Origin of the sequence: Aeoliella fuhlenseeensis, assembly GCF_052161615.1 — a bacterium.
Taxonomy (GTDB): domain Bacteria; phylum Planctomycetota; class Planctomycetia; order Pirellulales; family Lacipirellulaceae; genus Aeoliella.
Window position 1 is genome coordinate 948,998 of record NZ_CP197417.1, and the last position, 16,162, is coordinate 965,159.

At 60.3% G+C, this 16,162-nt stretch carries 15 protein-coding genes and 1 pseudogene; 2 read left to right on the top strand and 14 right to left on the bottom strand.

Annotated elements, in window-relative coordinates:
- Positions 1-71: 71 nt before the first annotated feature.
- Positions 72-920, bottom strand: coding sequence for a TIGR01457 family HAD-type hydrolase (locus tag SH292x_RS03760; RefSeq protein ID WP_442484250.1), 849 nt, complete (start codon positions 918-920; stop codon positions 72-74).
- Between the two features lie 375 nt (positions 921-1,295).
- Between SH292x_RS03760 and SH292x_RS03765 the strand changes: the two genes are divergently transcribed.
- Positions 1,296-2,306 (top strand): aldo/keto reductase, encoded by a 1,011-nt coding sequence (locus SH292x_RS03765; RefSeq protein WP_442484251.1) that lies wholly within the window; start codon positions 1,296-1,298, stop codon positions 2,304-2,306.
- A 12-nt stretch (positions 2,307-2,318) separates the two neighbouring features.
- Here SH292x_RS03765 and SH292x_RS03770 read toward each other — a convergent pair whose 3' ends face one another.
- From SH292x_RS03770 to SH292x_RS03830, 13 genes and pseudogenes are all read right to left on the bottom strand, one after another.
- Positions 2,319-4,637, bottom strand: coding sequence for a glycosyl hydrolase family 18 protein (locus SH292x_RS03770; protein WP_442484252.1), 2,319 nt, complete (start codon positions 4,635-4,637; stop codon positions 2,319-2,321).
- Positions 4,638-4,752: 115 nt separating this feature from the next.
- Positions 4,753-5,925: an alpha/beta hydrolase-fold protein gene (locus SH292x_RS03775; RefSeq protein ID WP_442484253.1), complete on the bottom strand. Its 1,173-nt coding sequence runs from the start codon at positions 5,923-5,925 to the stop codon at positions 4,753-4,755.
- Positions 5,849-6,937 (bottom strand): hypothetical protein, encoded by a 1,089-nt coding sequence (locus tag SH292x_RS03780; RefSeq protein WP_442484254.1) that lies wholly within the window; start codon positions 6,935-6,937, stop codon positions 5,849-5,851. The genes SH292x_RS03775 and SH292x_RS03780 overlap by 77 nt, the downstream gene beginning before the upstream one ends.
- A gap of 416 nt (positions 6,938-7,353) precedes the next feature.
- Positions 7,354-7,590: pseudogene (locus SH292x_RS03785) on the bottom strand (type II secretion system protein); the annotation flags it as partial.
- 3 nt (positions 7,591-7,593) lie between these two features.
- Positions 7,594-8,406 carry a hypothetical protein gene (locus tag SH292x_RS03790; RefSeq protein ID WP_442484255.1) on the bottom strand — a complete coding sequence of 271 codons (813 nt, stop codon included), beginning with the start codon at positions 8,404-8,406 and terminating at the stop codon, positions 7,594-7,596.
- 142 nt (positions 8,407-8,548) lie between these two features.
- The gene (locus SH292x_RS03795; protein WP_442484256.1) at positions 8,549-9,085 is read right to left on the bottom strand and encodes a hypothetical protein; all 537 of its coding nucleotides are present in this window, start codon (positions 9,083-9,085) and stop codon (positions 8,549-8,551) included.
- Between the two features lie 111 nt (positions 9,086-9,196).
- Positions 9,197-10,114 (bottom strand): SGNH/GDSL hydrolase family protein, encoded by a 918-nt coding sequence (locus SH292x_RS03800; RefSeq protein ID WP_442484257.1) that lies wholly within the window; start codon positions 10,112-10,114, stop codon positions 9,197-9,199.
- A 120-nt stretch (positions 10,115-10,234) separates the two neighbouring features.
- Positions 10,235-11,470 (bottom strand): beta-ketoacyl-ACP synthase II, encoded by a 1,236-nt coding sequence (fabF, locus tag SH292x_RS03805; protein ID WP_442484258.1) that lies wholly within the window; start codon positions 11,468-11,470, stop codon positions 10,235-10,237.
- A gap of 211 nt (positions 11,471-11,681) precedes the next feature.
- Complete coding sequence (gene acpP / locus SH292x_RS03810; RefSeq protein WP_252854891.1) at positions 11,682-11,921, bottom strand: acyl carrier protein; 240 nt, start codon at positions 11,919-11,921, stop codon at positions 11,682-11,684.
- Positions 11,922-12,162: 241 nt separating this feature from the next.
- Positions 12,163-12,924 carry a 3-oxoacyl-[acyl-carrier-protein] reductase gene (gene fabG / locus SH292x_RS03815; protein ID WP_442484259.1) on the bottom strand — a complete coding sequence of 254 codons (762 nt, stop codon included), beginning with the start codon at positions 12,922-12,924 and terminating at the stop codon, positions 12,163-12,165.
- Positions 12,925-13,150: 226 nt separating this feature from the next.
- The gene (fabD, locus tag SH292x_RS03820) at positions 13,151-14,065 is read right to left on the bottom strand and encodes an ACP S-malonyltransferase (RefSeq protein ID WP_442484260.1); all 915 of its coding nucleotides are present in this window, start codon (positions 14,063-14,065) and stop codon (positions 13,151-13,153) included.
- A gap of 52 nt (positions 14,066-14,117) precedes the next feature.
- Positions 14,118-14,303 carry a 50S ribosomal protein L32 gene (gene rpmF / locus SH292x_RS03825; RefSeq protein WP_442484261.1) on the bottom strand — a complete coding sequence of 62 codons (186 nt, stop codon included), beginning with the start codon at positions 14,301-14,303 and terminating at the stop codon, positions 14,118-14,120.
- 236 nt (positions 14,304-14,539) lie between these two features.
- Positions 14,540-15,313, bottom strand: a complete 774-nt coding sequence (locus SH292x_RS03830; protein WP_442484262.1) for a PEP-CTERM sorting domain-containing protein — start codon at positions 15,311-15,313, stop codon at positions 14,540-14,542.
- A gap of 283 nt (positions 15,314-15,596) precedes the next feature.
- On the opposite strand from SH292x_RS03830, the gene SH292x_RS03835 reads away from it, so the two are divergent.
- On the top strand, positions 15,597-16,085 hold the full coding sequence (locus SH292x_RS03835; protein ID WP_442484263.1) for a GNAT family N-acetyltransferase: 489 nt from the start codon (positions 15,597-15,599) through the stop codon (positions 16,083-16,085).
- The last annotated feature ends 77 nt before the right edge of the window (positions 16,086-16,162 follow it).

Below are 16,162 nucleotides of genomic sequence, written 5' to 3' on the forward strand. Positions count from 1 at the left end.
AGATCAATGACCAAAGGAGGGGCGTCCATTTCCCTTCCCTGGTCATTGGGTACTTGGTCATTCGTCATTCGCTACGCGTGCGCCCGGCTCCACGCGTCGATATCCAGCGGCGTGTCGTCTTCGCGGTTCATGGTGGGTAGCACTTGGTTAATGAGCACCGAGGTGTCGCACAGGTCGGCGACCGAGTCGACGACCAAGTCGGGCTGGTAGGCGTAACGCTCCAGGTCTTCACGCTTGGTGCCGCCCGACAGAACGAGCACGGTGCGGTAACCCATTTGCACGCCGCCGAGGATGTCGGTTTCCATGGTGTCGCCGACCATGATGGTCTCGCTGGTGGCCATGCCGAGTTCCTTGCGAGCTTGCCGCATCATTACGGGGCTGGGCTTGCCGACGCTGAAGGCTTTGACGCCGGTGGCCTCTTCAATGAGTTTCACAATGGCGCCGCAACCAGGGCGAGTGCCATTCTTCGTTGGGCAGTTGGGGTCGAGATTCGTGGCGATCAGTTTCGCGCCGTCGAGCACCATTTGCACGGCCGCTTCGAGCATTTCGAAACTAAGTGTGCGACCTTCGCCGACCACCACGTAGTCGGGATTGCGATCGACCACGGCGTAACCATTCTTATGCAAAGCGGTTTGCAAGCCACCTTCCCCTATCACGTACGCGGTGCCTCCTGGCTGCTGCCGCGCCAGGAACCGCGCGGTGGCCATCGCGCACGTGAAGATGTGTCTCTCAGTAACCGGGATGCCCATTCGCTCGAGCTTCATCGCCACATCACGTCGGGTGCGCTGGCTGTTGTTCGTCAAGAACATGAACGGGATTTCGCACCGCTCGAGCGTCGCGATGAACTCGCGCGCACCGGGAATGAGTTCACTCGAACGGTAGATCACGCCGTCCATGTCAATCAAGAATCCTTTTTTCATCGTCGCATTCCGCAGAGGGTATAGGTGGGACCGGCATCACGCGCGCTCAAAGAGCGCGGTGGACGTTGTGCCGGCAGGTTGTTGGTGGGAATGGCGACCAACGCAATCGATGTGCCAAGTCGCACGCCTTCGCGGATTACCGGGCGAAACTTAACCGAAAAAGCTCGGAAGTTCGTGAAAACCAAGCGTTTCTAGGCAACAGGGAAACTTGTCCGCATTGGGTCGACAAATCGGCTGCCTAGTTGTTGGGCAGAAATGCTGAGATTTCTTCGCGGCGTGCTGGCATTTGGCGTCGCGTTTGCTCCGCAGTTTGCAGAATTATAAGGCAGAACGATAAGATCGAATTGACCACTTCTTTTTGCAAAGGAGCAACCCATGCCCGCAACCTCCGACCGTCGCCAGTTCCTTCGCACCGGCGTCACTTCTGCTGCGCTCGTGGCGCTCGCGAGCGAAGTGTTCGCTCAGCAGCGCGACGATGCCAGTGGCATGCCGCGTCGGCCGCTCGGTAAGACGGGGCCGCAGGTGTCGATCGTCGGACTCGGCGGGCATCACATTGGCCAGATGGCGAAACGCGATGGCGAGCCCGCAGCGATTGGCTTGATGCACCGGGCGCTCGACGAAGGTCTAAATTTCTTTGACAACGCCTGGGACTACCACGATGGCTATAGCGAAGAGCTGATGGGCAAGGCGATTCACGATCGTCGCGACAAAGTATTTTTGATGACCAAGGTGTGCGATCGCGACTATGAGGGTGCGAAGAAGCACCTCGACGAAAGTCTCAAACGCCTGCAGACCGACGTGATCGACCTGTGGCAGTTCCACGAGATGGTTTACGACAACGATCCTGACTGGGTATTCGAGCGTGGTGGCATTCGCGCAGCACGCGAAGCGGTGAAGGCTGGCAAGGTGCGCTACATCGGCTTCACCGGTCACAAAGATCCGAGCATCCACCTGAAAATGCTCGGCAAGCCCCAGCCGTGGACATCGTCGCAAATGCCAATCAATGTTTGCGACTATTTTTTCCGTAGCTTCCTGCACGACGTGGTTCCCCAGTGCGTGGGGCAAGGAGTCGGCGTGATTGGTATGAAAGTGATGGGAGGTGGCACCGGAAACATTCCAAGCAAGACCGAAGCAACTCACGCCGAGTGCCTGCGGTTCGCGCTGTCGCAACCGGTGAGTACGGTAGTCACCGGCATGACGAGCGACCGGGATCTCGATCAAGCCCTGGACATCGCGCGGAACTTTAAGCCACTGTCGGAGGCCGAGCTCTCCACGCTGCTAGCCAAGGTTGAAGAAGTCGCGGGCGATGGACGGCTGGAGTTGTTCAAGACGGCCAAGGACTTCGATGGTCCGTACCATCGGAAGCAGCATGGGTTTGCGACTTAGAGGTTTGCAGAATTACGACCGGCGAATCTGTCGCGTTGCAAGTAGCAGGCACGCACCGGCTACGAGCAACATGGCAGAAGGCTCGGGCACCCTCGCGGTCGCGACCGATGTGTTTGCGATCACCGTGCCGAAGTTCTGCTTCCACACTTGATAGTCTCCCGCGTCGACGACGCCATTCCCATTCGCATCCGCGGGTGGGAAGTCGCCGGATGTGCCGAGCGCATCTCGCCACACGGAGTAGTCGGACAGGTTTACCAGCCCATCGCCATTGAAGTCGCCTGCAGCTGCCGAAGGGGACGCGAAGAAATCGGCCGCGGTACCCAGCCACAGGTTGCTGACCGTAAAGCTCCCCTCGTACAAACTCTGCAAACGAACGTCGGCGATGAGCGGATTGAATCCATTGCTGCTTGTGGTGGTGAGGTTCCACTGAAAGTCCTCAGCGGCGAAGTTGCCAATGCTGGCTCCCGCTGGCAGCAGCGATACGGAGAGGGTGTTCGCTCCAGCGCCGTTGCCCTGGATTCGGCCAATTAGCAGGTACGTTGTGTTGGGGGCGAAGCCTGCTGCGGTGACATCCCCTCCTGTGGTATCGGCTTGGCTGCGAATCGAAACCTGTTGCTGCTGTCCCAGGAAAGCAACATCGAACTGGTTGCTGCCTGCGGCGTCCACGAATTCAATCGCTAGTACTCGATTAGGGGACGTCAGTTGAGTGCTTAACAGCGAGGACGTGTTCTGCCGAACGAGCATGGTGAAATAACGCTCGTCGTGGCCGCCGAGGTCGATGGGCGATTCGAGCGGCACGTTCAACGTGCGGGGGGCGGTGTTGAGCGTGTCGTACCGTTCGGCCGCGTTTTGATTGCGGAGGGTGATCGCCGAATTGCTATGCATCGCCGCCCCGACACCGCTGGCGCTAAAGGGCAAGTAGTTGGCAGCGTGCTGCGTGAAGTTGCCTGTCTCTTCAAGCTTGTCCTCGGAGTCACGGCCCACGAGCCATCGCCCGGCGACCCCACGACTGTCGGTGAATCGCTCGAACTCGCCCGTGTAGCTCAGGCGATCGGGGAGCGCAACGCCGAGTGCCGTGAATCGATCGGCCAGCCAGTCGGCATCGTCTTGACGCACAAAGCCATTGCCATCGTGATCACCTTTTTCCCAGTTGCCGCGGATGTAGAAATTCTCGAATCGAGCCGCCGTGTTCGTACCGGTCCAGCCCGGCACGGTGCCCATGCGGTCGGACAATCCGGTCGCGTCATCGGCGTCGACAACGCCATCGAGATTCAAATCGGGAACGTCCTGGGCGAACATCGCGTAGTGGTGCGCCACGCGGTGCAAGCTCATCTGGTTGGTGGCGTCGTAATGGAGTGTCCAGGACATGATGCCCGGCATATTGTGATCGAGGGCAAACTGCACCTTGTCGCGAACTTGGTCACGACTCTCGATAGTCCACGTGCCGGTGCGGGTGGCGCCGTTGATATCGCCCACGGTGCCCGTGTACGTGCCGGCATCGCTCGGCAGGTTCGGGGCAGCGGCGACGATGTTCTTGAGGCTCACCACCCCAGGTCCGTTGGTTCCCCAGGTGCCGATGCCGGGCACAATCTGTTCATTGACGAACGCCTTTTCTGCCCCTTGGCCGGTGAGGTTGCGGTGCGAAGCGGCAAACGTCTCGTAGTCGAGATTGGTGCCGTCATCGGCCGGGTAGTGGTATCCCATGAGGAAGAGCTGGTCGTAGGTCCGCGCGTCGAACGTTGGCGTGTCGTCCCAGTCGGAGTCGGCGTAACCGAAGTCGTCCACCGAGACTTCCCGCGACGGACCTAGAGCGGCCTTGAGGTCCTTGGCCAGTTGGGTGTAGTTCGCCCACTCGGTGTCGGTGCTCGGCCGTTCCCAGTCGAGATTGAACCCCGACATGTTATTGGCGTTCATCAAGTTGACGACGTTCGAGACGAAGTTGGCGCGGTTGGCGCTGTTGCCGACAATCGAGTTCCACACGTCGTCCACCGTGCCACCCGAGACGGTGAACATGCTCATGTGAAGGCGGAAATCGTGCGTCGCCGCGTGCGCTTTGAGCTTACTGAGGTGTTGCGCCCCGGCCGAGGTGGTGACGAGGTTCCCATTGGCGGTTGGGCGGACACCTCCGAAGTAAATCACGTCCGACACGTGGTCGTAAACGCCGTCGGTCGAGAACGAGGTGACTTGGGATTGAGTGGTCCAGTCCGGCACAAAACCCCAGATACGAAACTCGGCCGCGTCCCAGGCCGAAACCGCGGTGGTGACCGCCGAGGTGTTCGTCGAACAGGCCAGAAGAACGAACGCCGAAAGGGCAAAACGTGCGAACGACATGTAGGCCAATCGAGGTGGAGGGGGCGGGTGAGTACCTCGTATTCTGCCCATGAATTGCAGACGGTGCAAACGCTAGGTAGCCGTCGCCGGGCTAGATTTGGCCCTGCAATTCACTTCAGCGCGGAGGCGAGAATGTTCTGCGCAAACCCGAGCACTTCGTCGTGCGAAACAACGCGATAGCGGCTATCGCGAAAACCATCAAACTGCCGGGTTCGGGGACCAGCGAACCTGTCGGCAAGGAACTTGCGTTGGCGCTTACCGCTCCGAAGTTCGTTTTCCACAATTCGTAATCCGCACTATCGACGCCGTTCAGTCCATCGCCGGCGCTAAAGATCAGCGACTCGTCCGTCGCGCCGAGGTTGTCACGCCATACGGTATAGTCGGCGAGGTTGACGATGTTATCGCCATTGAAGTCGCCTAGGAGAGTTTCGGCGAAGACTGCATTGGTGTGTGCCACCACCAGTGGTATGGCGTTCTCCAACGTCACGTCAAACGAATGCCCTCCTTCAAGAATGGTAAGGGTGTGGTCGATGTCGGCCGCGGTAAGTTGGGCCGAGAAGTTTTGATTCATCGTCCGGTCAAAAGCAGTGGTCCCAGTGATCAACTGAACGGACATGCCGGAAAGATCCTGTACGAAGTTCATCGGATTGTGGGCTGGCCAGTTACTCGGATTGCTCGTGAAGATTTCCGTTCGGATGTCGTACCTTTGATCCTCGGGGAAAGAGCTTTGATCGCGCGGGTAATCGATCACCCCGATGATGGGCGAGACCGCGGAGAACTCATCGGCGTGAGTTTGCGCGTAGCGAACTGCACCGTAACCTCCCATCGACCAGCCCGTAATCGCCCGATGTTTCGGATTGCTGGACAACTTGTAGAGGTTCTCGGCCACGGCAAACGTTTCTTCAAGGTAGGTGCCGTAGTCCCCATAGGGCGAGTCTATCCACCAGCTTCTATCGCCGTCGGGAAGGATCGTGACGTAGTTGCCCGCCTTGAGAGCATCACGCTTGCTTTGCACATCCACTAGCGAACGCTCATGACGCCCACTGCCGTGAAGAAAAAACAAGACGGGCCAGTCATCGATAGCCGCATCGTAATTCTGGGGAAGGACCACGGTGAAGCTTTTGTCTTGCTCCAGCACCGTACTGCGAAACGTCACCATTTGCACACGGTTGTACAAAGTCTGAACAACCGGATCGTCGGCGAAGCTCCGTTTACTGGGGGCGCACGCGAACAACGCAGCCACCAACAGCTTGGCGATGAGGAGGGCGGTAATAACTGAAGGCCTCATTGCAGGCTCGTTTAGGTTGGCCGGGACCGGGGATTGGGGTTCGTCTACGGTTGGCTCGGGTTCCAAACAAGAGGAGCAACGCGGCGAGACTGATCGCCGAACGGGGCTCTGGGATCTTCATTGTATACACAGGTATGCCTTTTGGCGAGCCGAAATTTGCCCTCCAAAGATCGTAATCCCCGCTGTCCACACCGTTCTGTCCATCGCCTGCGCTACCGATAAGCGACTCATCCGCCGCGCCAAGGTTGTCACGCCACACCGTGTAGTCGGCCAGGCTCACAATGCCATCGCCATTGAAGTCGCCGGGCTGAATCGAAAGGGCGGCCTCGTTGATCTCCGTCGCGGCTTCGAGTAGTTGGTCCGATGTTAAGCTGTTTGGCAGGACCACGAGAAACGGGTCCGACGGTTCGTAGGCCGGCGAAGTGAGGCGGGCGAAGAAGGCGTAGGCACCGCTCTGACCGGCGGACGCCGAGGCGTTCTGAACGATGTAGTAAAGCGAATGAACGTGCTCGCCCAGGTCGTCGGCGAATGGCTCCATGAACTGGAGAGAACCGGGGGCATCGCCAAACTCAGTGACGGTCCGATCGCCGAAGCCACGCGCCGATACGAGTTGCAGTTGCTGGCCCGTGGGGACGCTCGCAATCGCACTCGTCGATGCCGACCAGTACCAGAGCCATCGCTCAGGAGAACCCTCGAGCGATCGATCGGGACGCGAGATCGGTTCGATCCACAGTCCCGAACCCGGTGTGACGTTCGTGACATCGAACCCGGGGAGATCGGTAAAGAGGCGGTTGCTGGTGATTGCGAACAGCGCGGCGTCGGGATGCGCGTCGGCGAACACTTCGCCAGCGAAGCCAATGGGGTTCGTGACGTTACCGGTGACGACTAGCTTTCCGGTGGAGCCATCGACGTGCGCCGGTGAGCCATGTCCCCACGCGATGTTGGGGAGTAGGTTGGCGAGCAGAAGCAAAGCTATTGCGGCTTGGCAAAGTTGAAAGGTTGTTCGATCCATACTTGTACCTGCTGATCGGAGATAGCGTCGACGTGTCCGTCGACGTAGAGATAGTGGGAAGTGTTCGCGTGTCGCTCGGTCGAGATATCTCGGTGAACGAGCGATTCGACCAGTCCGAAAGAAATGGCCGACGGGGTGAACCAGCCACTCGCGTGGGCGTGGTCGTACTGGTTGCGGACGTCGTTGTGCGACGTGCTGGGATCGGCGATCTCAAACACCGCGATGGTTTGCGAGGTGCTCGAGAGCTTGTTGATGTTTCGCACTCGTCCCTGCACCTTGCCGGCGAGGTAGTCGTTGATCACGTAGCTAGTGAGTCGATGACGTAGCCGGTCGCCGCCGAACAAATCGCTCGGACAGACGCGGATCTCGTCGACGCTCTCTAGGTGCGGCGCCAGCGTGAAGATCCACGATGGTGAATCCTCGGCGTACACGCCCCCTGAGCCGGCATGATCGAGCTCGGGGAACTCGCCATCGTGCAGGTTGCCGAACTGATGGATCGCGATGCCAATTTGCCGCAGGTTGTTCTTGCACGAGGCAGAGCGCGCGGACGACCGCGCGCTCTGCACTGCAGGCAAAAGCAAACCAACGAGCACGGCAATGATGGCAATCACAACCAGCAGCTCTACCAGCGTAAAGCCTGGTTTGCGAAGCATCGTTTAGGCCTTTCGCTTACGCCACAAAGCGACACCACCGATGGCCGCGGCCGCGATCACGAGCGCTGATGGCTCGGGGATCAGTTGGCCGACGACCTGCACCGATGCGGGCGAAACGCCGAGCGACTCGATCGCCGCGCGGATGTCGGCGTGCGGGGCGTTCTTGTGCATTACGAAGTAGAACTCGTCCGAGTCGGCGATGTTCTCTTCGCTGGTCGACAGTTTCAGGCTCAACAGGTAAACGCCATCGTCGGGCTCGGTGGTGGCATCAACGCCATCGCCGAGAAACTGATACCGCGCTGTGGCGTGAGCCTCGCTGTTGTAACCAGTGGCAATCGCGGCGAACGCCAACGACTCGAACGGGCCACTGTCCGATGTCGTGGCCGTCGCGGACATCGATGTCGGCGAACCACGAAACGCCCGCACCTGTTCGGTGCCGGGATCGTCGAACGCGATGCCATTCCAGGCCAAGAGACCATCGGTGAGCGAAAGCGTGAAGACGCCTCCGGCAGCGAACGCGTCGGTGGTACCGACTTGCGAACCGTACGCTAGCCCAGGGCCCGAGTAGTACTGCGGACCGCCAATGACGGGGCGCTCGGCGGTGTTCGGCCGCGTGTACCAGATGCCAAGGTCTTCGAGCACCGGCATGACGTAGACCGAACGCGCCGGCGTGGGACTTGTATACGAGCCATCGCCAAACAGATCACGAGTGACGATCTTGTCATCGGTATTGGTGATCTGAATTTGCGGGCCGTGCGCGAGCACCGGCGTGGAAGCGAATAGCGCAATCGCGAAAGTTGTGGTAAACCACTTCATGGAAAAACTCCTTGGAGGTAAATCGTAGAGAATGCGTTGCCACGTTGACTTGCAAAGATGCAAGACAAGTTGCGGCGCAGAGAGTTCCTGTCACTGCGATGCACAAGACAATCGCAGCAGGGCAGGGGAGCGCGTAGTACGATCAGCCCACAAGAAGTCGAGGCGGTGGCTCGGCGGGCGGGTAGGAGAGAGAAGGAGCCGTGTCTGACCCATGCGGGCCGAGCCACGTGACGCGTGGCAGAGTGACAATCAACTGATCGACGCCGAACACAACGGTCGGCGTAGCAACCAGCCATCCCATTTTATGTCCCTGGCAAGCGAGCGCTCGCCAACCGATAACGCCCGAATCCTGGGAGTCCTTCGCCTTCTTACTGGCACAGCAAGCTTGCGTCCCCTTCGTGCTGCAGCAACTGCTTTGCGCCTGGCAGCAGGCCGGTTTGGCGAGCTCGGATTCGACTTGTGCCAGCACGTAGGCTGGAGGCGTCACGCCCTCGCGCTCGGCCCACGCGAGTCGCTCGGCGAGCGTGTGGCAGCAGCAATGCGACCAGCACTCGTCGGCCGACCCGCAGCCACACGAGCAATTCTCGCACGGGTAGCGCTCGGTCGTCCGCTTCACCACGCTCGGCAGCGGAACACCGGCCACGAGGTAGCCGTACGCGAACGCGAGTAGCAACGCCACTCCGCGTCGAGGCCAAGCTGTTCTGAGAATCCGCCGAAACCGAAACATGAGGCCCAGTGTAGGCTCGCTCGATTGCCAGTTCCACGGGTGCGACGAATTGTCACGTCGCAACTACTGCGCAGCGGGGAGACTCACCGACTCGTAGTGTTCTTGAAGACGCTCGAATAACGCGTCGGCGAGCTGGGCGTGCATGGTGGTCGTGGGGTGGACGATGTCCCAGTACAGGAACTTCTCGGGTGTCGCGGAGATGACTTGTTTGTTATAGAACAACGTCCCCACATCGAGCCCCGGCGCGGCGGAGAGCTTCACGTCTTCGAGCCCGTACTTCTCGGGGTGCGCCACGACATCGTCGAAGTAGGCTTCGACATCGAAGCGGACGAGCTCGATCTCTGCGAGGTTCTTCTCCAGCTTGTCGAGCGCGGGGCTGTACTTCTTGTTGAACTCCTTGGTCAGCCGATTCATCATCTTGCCGCGATCGGGCCGGCGAAGGTAACGCGGTGAGCTTCCGAGCATCGGCAAGTTCATCACCAGGAATCGTCGCGCGCCGACATCGTAAAGTTTCTCCATGGTTGTGATGATGTTCTTAATCGGCACCTTCACGTCGCGCTGGCCTTCGAGAAAGTCGTTCGCCCCGACCCACACGATATACAGCGCGCCTGGATCGACTTTGTCGCGTTTCAAATAGCGAGCGAGTTGCTCGTCGAGATCGTCCACAAACGCCTCGCGATTGCCCCGCGTGCCGGTGGTCTGCGCTCCACCCGAGGCGAAGTTGGTGCCGCCCGAGGCGCTGCACTTCACTTCGCCAAGGCCCAGCAGGCTGGAGAGTCGCTCGACGTACACGGGGCCATTCGAATATCGTCCTTGCCAGTATGCGGAGCCCGGCGCGATGCCGAGCGAGACGCAGGTCGAATTGCCCGCGTCGGAAAGGCTATCGCCGAACACGACAAGGCCCGTGTAAGGCTGCGCGAGACAGGGCATCGCGCTGAATAAGATCGCAATGATCCCAAGGAACGACGATGGGGCACGCATGACGTCGAGATTCGTAGGCGAGCGGAAGGGACGGTACACCCTCGTTATTGTATATCGAGTGTGTCCGACAGCCGCTCCGCAAACACGGTCGACGAATCCCAGATTTCGCGATCGACCCGGCTATACCCGGCCGGCGACGAGCGATGCGTTGTGGCCGCCGAAGCCGAAGCTATTGCTCATCACGACGCTGAGCGGCTTCTCTTTGGGCTCGTTCGGCGTGTAGTCGAGGTCGCAGTCGGGGTCGGGGTTCTGCAGGTTGATCGTTGGCGGGCAGAGATTGTGCTGAAGTGCCAAGATACTGAGGATGATCTCGACACCACCACTCGCACCGAGCAGATGTCCGAGTTGGCTCTTGGTGCTCGACACGCTGAGCTTGTAGGCGTGGTCGCCGAACACGTTCTTGATCGCCGTTGTTTCGGCCTTGTCCCCCAGCGGGGTACTGGTGCCGTGGGCGTTGATGTAGTCGACGCGCTCGGGGCTGAGTTCGGCGTCCTTCAGGGCTTCGCTCATCGCGCGGCCAGCGCCGGTGCCGTTGGCGTCGGGCGAAGTGATGTGGCCACCATCGGCGCTCGCACCGTAGCCAAGGATCTCGGCGTAGATGTGCGCGCCGCGTGCCTTGGCGTGTTCGTACTCTTCGAAGATCACGAGGCCCGCGCCTTCGGAGAGCACGAAGCCATCGCGCTGGGCATCGAACGGACGGCTGGCACCTTGCGGGTCGTCATGTCTTTCGCTGAGGGCCTTCATGTTCGCAAAGCCGGCGAGGCCCATCGGCGTGCAGGCCGCTTCGGTGCCGCCGGTGATGACGATGTCGGTTTCGCCCGAGCGGATCGACTGAAACGCCGAACCCATCGCGTTGGTGGCACTCGCGCACGCCGTGGCGACGGCGAAGTTGATGCCCTTGAGGCCATAGCGAATCGACACGTGACCGGCGGCCGCGTTGACCATGAGCTTGGGAATGGTGAACGCCGAGACTTTGTCGGGGCCTTTGGTGATCAGTCGACCGACTTGCTCTTCGATTTCGTTGAGGCCGCCGATGCCCGAGCCGATGATCACGCCGCAGCGGAACGGATCTTCCTTCGAGAAGTCGAGGCCCGAGTCGTTCACCGCGTCGACAGCACAGACCAGCGCGAACTGGGTGAAGCGATCGAGCCGCTTGATTTCCTTGCGGTCGATGTATTCGTCGGGGCTCCAGTCGTGGATGTCGCCGCCGAACTTCACCTTGTGGTTGGTGGTGTCAAAGATCTTGAGTTCGTGGATACCGCTCTTGCCGGCGATAACCTTCTCCCACAAATCGCCGACTTTGAGGCTCAGCGATGTCACTGCTCCCATGCCGGTAACTACCACGCGCCGTTTCATCTTCTGTCGCTTTCCGGAACTAGGTGAGTAAGTGAGTAGGTTAGTAAGTTACTGGGCAGGAAGTCGGAATTCGAAGTTCGACCAACTCGCCTCCTCACCTCAGAACCTTATTCAATAGAAAAGGCGCACGTTGCTGAAGCGTGCGCCTCGGTTGTTTCGCGCACCGCGGGCGAAATTGTCGGCGCGGTGTTGGTTTCCGGCATGGTTTTGATTAACCGTTGCCGTTGGCCTCGATGTAATCCACCGCCTGACCAACGGTCTGAATCTTCTCAGCCGCGTCGTCGGGGATGTTAATGTCGAACTCTTCTTCCAGCTCCATCACTAGCTCGACGGTGTCGAGCGAGTCGGCGCCGAGGTCGTTCACGAACGAGGTCTCGGGGGTAATCTTATCTTTGTCGACACCGAGTTGCTCGGCGACGATGTCTGCAACGCGCTCCAAAACTGAGGCCACGTCAGGTCCTCCTTAATCTTCCGCTGGATGTTGTCGAAGGCGAGGTCCAGAAAGTCGGGGTTCGCCCTGGTTTCTGTTGCGTTCCGGTGGGTCACCGGCCTCGGTAAATTGGCAGTGGGGTAATTGTGCGTAGCTCCTCAAGATAGAGCGTCTGCACAAGAGTGGTCAAGATATACCGCGTTTCGCCCGTAAAGTCTAGCCGGCTTGGGTTTGCTGGCATCGGGTCGTAAGTCGCTATCCGCTAGGCGGTTAAGCCGCCGTCGATCACCAGCACCTGGCCCGTGATATAACTACCGGCATCGCTGGCGAGGTACAGCACGCCCTGGGCGATTTCGTCCGCTTCGCCCAACCGACCTAGCGGGATCTTTTGCTTCACCATTTCTTCGAGCGCGGGGCCCAGGGCGTCGGTCATGTCCGAGGCGATAAACCCGGGGCAAATAGCGTTCACGGTGATCTGCCGACGCTTGCTGCCGAGCTCACGAGCCACGGTTTGAGTAAAGCCGATGATGCCGGCCTTCGACGCCGAGTAGTTCGCTTGGCCCGGATTGCCCATCAGGCCCGAGACGCTCGAAATGTTGATGATTCGCCCGCGCTTGGTCCGCATCATGGCCCCCGCACCCGCACGCGTGTAGAGGAACACGCTGCGAAGATTCGTGGCGATCACGGCGTCCCAGTCGTCGTCGCTCATGCGGGGGAGCAGCGTGTCACGCGTGATGCCCGCGTTGTTCACCAGGATGTCGAGCTGTCCCCACTCGGCGACCACCTTCTCAACCGCGGCTTCCGCTGCGGCGCTGTCCGTGGCGTCGGCGGCGATCACCATCGCATCGCCACCCGCGGCTTTGATCTCGTCGACCGTGCCGGCAAGCTTCTCAGCATTACGAGCGAGGCACGCGACCTTCGCCCCGGACTTGCCGAGCGCCAGGGCAATCGCCTTGCCAATGCCCTGCGAGGCGCCCGTCACGAGGGCAGTTTGTCCGGTGAGATCGACGGTGAGATTGGGCATTGCGTTCGTTACTTATTGAATAGTTGGAGATAGTTCTTCGGTTCAGTAGTGGCATGTCATCCTGAGGGAGCCTGAGCGACCGAAGGATCTCGGTTTGCCATCTAATCAGCACTCCTCAGAAAGTTGCTCGCGAAGAAAATTGGTTGCCATGGTTGAGTAGATTCTTCAGTCGCCTAGGCTCCTTCAGAATGGCACAACGGCTGGAAGTTTAGTATTGACCCCTTTGCTACGCCGTCACGCCTTCGCAGGGGAACTTGCGGTCGATGCGCTTCATCAGGCCTCGCAGCACGCGCCCCGGGCCGATCTCCCAGCAGGTTTCAATGCCGTAATCCGCGAGCAGATGCCGCATCGAATCTTCCCAGCGAACGGGGCTGACGACTTGCTCGCCGAGTAGGCGGCGGATTTCGACGGGATCGTCGTGCGGCTGGGCGTCGACGTTGGAAATCACGGGGATACGTGGCGGGCGGAGGTCGACGGTTTCGAGCACCGCTTCGAGTCGCGCGACGGCGGGCTTCATCAGTTCGGTGTGGAACGCCCCCGCAACGGCCAGCGGCACCACACGCATCGCACCACCATGCTCGGCGAGTTCCGCGGCACGTTCGCAGGCACTGGTGGTGCCCGAAATAACGATGTTGCCGGGGCAGAGGTGATTGGCCACAGCGAGCACTTCGCCCTGTGCGGCTTCGCGGACAATCGTCTCGATGTCGGCGAGTTCCATGCCGAGGATGCTTACCATGCCGCTCGGAACCGCTTCGGCCGCGTCCTGCATTGCGGCACCTCGCTCGGCGACGACGCGCAGGCCATCGGCGAACGACAGTGCTCCGGCGAATGCGAGGGCCGTGTACTCACCCAGGCTCAATCCGGCGGTGGCGACGCAGTTGTCCACCACGTCGGGCGATTCGGCGTCGAGACGCTCGAGGGCCGCTAGGCTCGCAACGTAGATCGCCGGCTGGCTGTGTGCGGTGGAGTCGAGTTGCTCGGCTGGCCCGCCCGTGCACATGCCCAGCAGGTCGTAGCCAAGGATCTCGCTCGCCTCGGCGAATCGCTCGCGTGCTTGAGGGAACTCGGCGCAAAGCTCGGCGGCCATGCCGACCGACTGTGCCCCCTGGCCGGGAAACAAGAATGCCGTTCTAGCCGCCAAGTGAGAGCTCCTTCTGTCTGATCGCTAAACTAGAAATCAGACTTTGAGTGGACTACGAGGCCGACTGAACCATCTGGCGACCCATGTAGTGGCCGCAGTTTTCGTTGGGGCAAATCACGTGGCTCGGGATGAGCGTGCCGCACTTGGGGCAGGCGTGCAGTTGCTTGCCTTTGATCTGGTCGTGCGAACGACGCATGCCGGAACGCGAATTCGAATGCTTACGCTTGGGGACAGCCATCGTCGGGCCTCAGGTATCAATACGGGAGCTGGTAGGTCGGGGCGAAACCAAGGAGGATACCGCAAATAGCCGCGAAGTGTCAATGGCCCCGGCCAGTGCCCGATCCCTCGAAACCAGCGAAAAAACGGCAGTTTTTCGAGCTTTCACCGGCCGGGCAGACGCTCTTCCGGAAATGCAAGAAGCCCGCGGCGCTCGCCACGGGCTTCTTGGGCGAATCGTCGAATTTTCAGGCGGGTTTAGGCCTTGCGGCGGCCCACCGCCACCAGGGCGATACTTGCCAGGCCGGCGAGGGCGATCGTCGAAGGTTCGGGCACCACGGCGTCGCCGTTGGTCATCACCGAGGGATAGAACTGCACGGGGTCGAGCGTAGCCGACGAGTTGTCGTTGTAAAACAGCGGCGTCTGGGCGTCGGCCGTGTTGCCCACTGCGGTGAGCAGGAACGTGAGAACGTTGTTGTCATCCGCCTGGACAAACGAGGTGATCGCCGGACCGGCGAAGTCGAGTACGTCGCCGTTCGTGTTGACGCCAAACGTGATCGATCCCAGGAACGTCAGCGCGGCGTCGGCGACGTTGTTGTTGGTCGCGTCGGCGTCGGTGATGAAGGGATTGGTGGCCCAGGAGCCGGCGGTGTTATTGGCGGGCTGGGTGAGGGCTTCGCTGGCGTGGCCGTTGGGAACGCCCCAGAGTTCGAGCGTTTCTCCTGCGAGAAACTGGTTGGTGGCACCAGCCGCGATGTTTCCAGTGGCCGTCGCAAACCGCTCGAGGTCGACACGAACCGAAGCCGCGGTCACCGGTCCCAGCGCGGACGAGTCGAACGTCATGATGCCGACGCGGTCTCCACCGTTGTTGCTGGAATTCTTCACGAGAATTCGGTTGTCTACCACGTTGTTGTTTCGTTGCAACGCCCAGTCGTTGCCTTCATTCAAGGTCGTGATGATCGCGCCGCTGGCGACGTGACCAAAGAGAGTCATCGCCAATGCACTGGCCATGACCGCAATTGTTCGCTTCATGAGACGTACCTTTCCCAGATGTGTTTCAGAGAAATAACAAGCTGTGGGGCTGCCCTCATCGAGAGCCTCACCGAAGGTCGGTGGACCGCCTGCGAATTTGCACGCCGGGTGGCGGAATCGCGTAAGATGAGAGGAGGGTGCTGGCCCTAAGTGGCCATAGCCCCCGAGGCCGTTTTCTATGGTAAGAAGTCCGTAAAAGGTCCTGATTCCGCCAGAATCGCCCGATTTGGCAGCCATTTCCGCACTCCTCGGCTGCCACCGATCTCAATATCCCGATATCGCCATGCCCGAAATCACCGTTCGCCAAGTCGATTTTCGAAAGCCCGCCGAGGTCGCCGCGCTCGTCGCGATGGTCGACGCCTACGCGTGCGACGAGATGGGGAGTGGCGGCACCTTGGGCGTCGAGATCTGCAATCAGATGGCCCTCGGACTCGCCCAGCACCCCGGGGCACTTGGCTGGGTCGCGTGGCTCGGCGACACACCGGTCGGCGGCGCCACGGCGTTCTGGATGTACGGCACGTTCGCCGCACGACCTCGGATCAACATCCACGACCTGTCCGTCGTCGAAGGCTATCGCGACCAAGGCATCGGTCGCCGACTGCTCGAAGCCGTGGAAGCCCACGCCCGCGCGACCAACTGCCACGCGATAACGCTCGAAGTACGCTACGACAACCCTCGCGGCCGACACTTGTACTGGTCGCAAGGTTTCCGCGGCCCAACAGAATGGTCACCGCCCGAGACAATGGCGTTTTGGAAGAAGACGCTGGACTGAAGTGTGTGGAGATTAGGTAGCCGGACTCGCAAGAGTCCGGGGCGCACCGAGATGCACCCGAATTCTTGCGAATCCGG

Excerpts from the sequence above, each read along its gene's own strand:
- fabF (WP_442484258.1), bottom strand. The coding sequence starts at position 11,470 with ATGAAACGGCGCGTGGTAGTTACCGGCATGGGAGCAGTGACATCGCTG.
- SH292x_RS03800 (WP_442484257.1), bottom strand. The coding sequence starts at position 10,114 with ATGCGTGCCCCATCGTCGTTCCTTGGGATCATTGCGATCTTATTCAGC.
- SH292x_RS03830 (WP_442484262.1), bottom strand. The coding sequence starts at position 15,313 with ATGAAGCGAACAATTGCGGTCATGGCCAGTGCATTGGCGATGACTCTC.
- SH292x_RS03775 (WP_442484253.1), bottom strand. The coding sequence starts at position 5,925 with ATGAGGCCTTCAGTTATTACCGCCCTCCTCATCGCCAAGCTGTTGGTG.
- SH292x_RS03790 (WP_442484255.1), bottom strand. The coding sequence starts at position 8,406 with ATGAAGTGGTTTACCACAACTTTCGCGATTGCGCTATTCGCTTCCACG.
- rpmF (WP_442484261.1), bottom strand. The coding sequence starts at position 14,303 with ATGGCTGTCCCCAAGCGTAAGCATTCGAATTCGCGTTCCGGCATGCGT.
- SH292x_RS03835 (WP_442484263.1), top strand. The coding sequence starts at position 15,597 with ATGCCCGAAATCACCGTTCGCCAAGTCGATTTTCGAAAGCCCGCCGAG.
- SH292x_RS03760 (WP_442484250.1), bottom strand. The coding sequence starts at position 920 with ATGAAAAAAGGATTCTTGATTGACATGGACGGCGTGATCTACCGTTCG.
- fabG (WP_442484259.1), bottom strand. The coding sequence starts at position 12,924 with ATGCCCAATCTCACCGTCGATCTCACCGGACAAACTGCCCTCGTGACG.
- SH292x_RS03780 (WP_442484254.1), bottom strand. The coding sequence starts at position 6,937 with ATGGATCGAACAACCTTTCAACTTTGCCAAGCCGCAATAGCTTTGCTT.
- SH292x_RS03770 (WP_442484252.1), bottom strand. The coding sequence starts at position 4,637 with ATGTCGTTCGCACGTTTTGCCCTTTCGGCGTTCGTTCTTCTGGCCTGT.
- SH292x_RS03765 (WP_442484251.1), top strand. The coding sequence starts at position 1,296 with ATGCCCGCAACCTCCGACCGTCGCCAGTTCCTTCGCACCGGCGTCACT.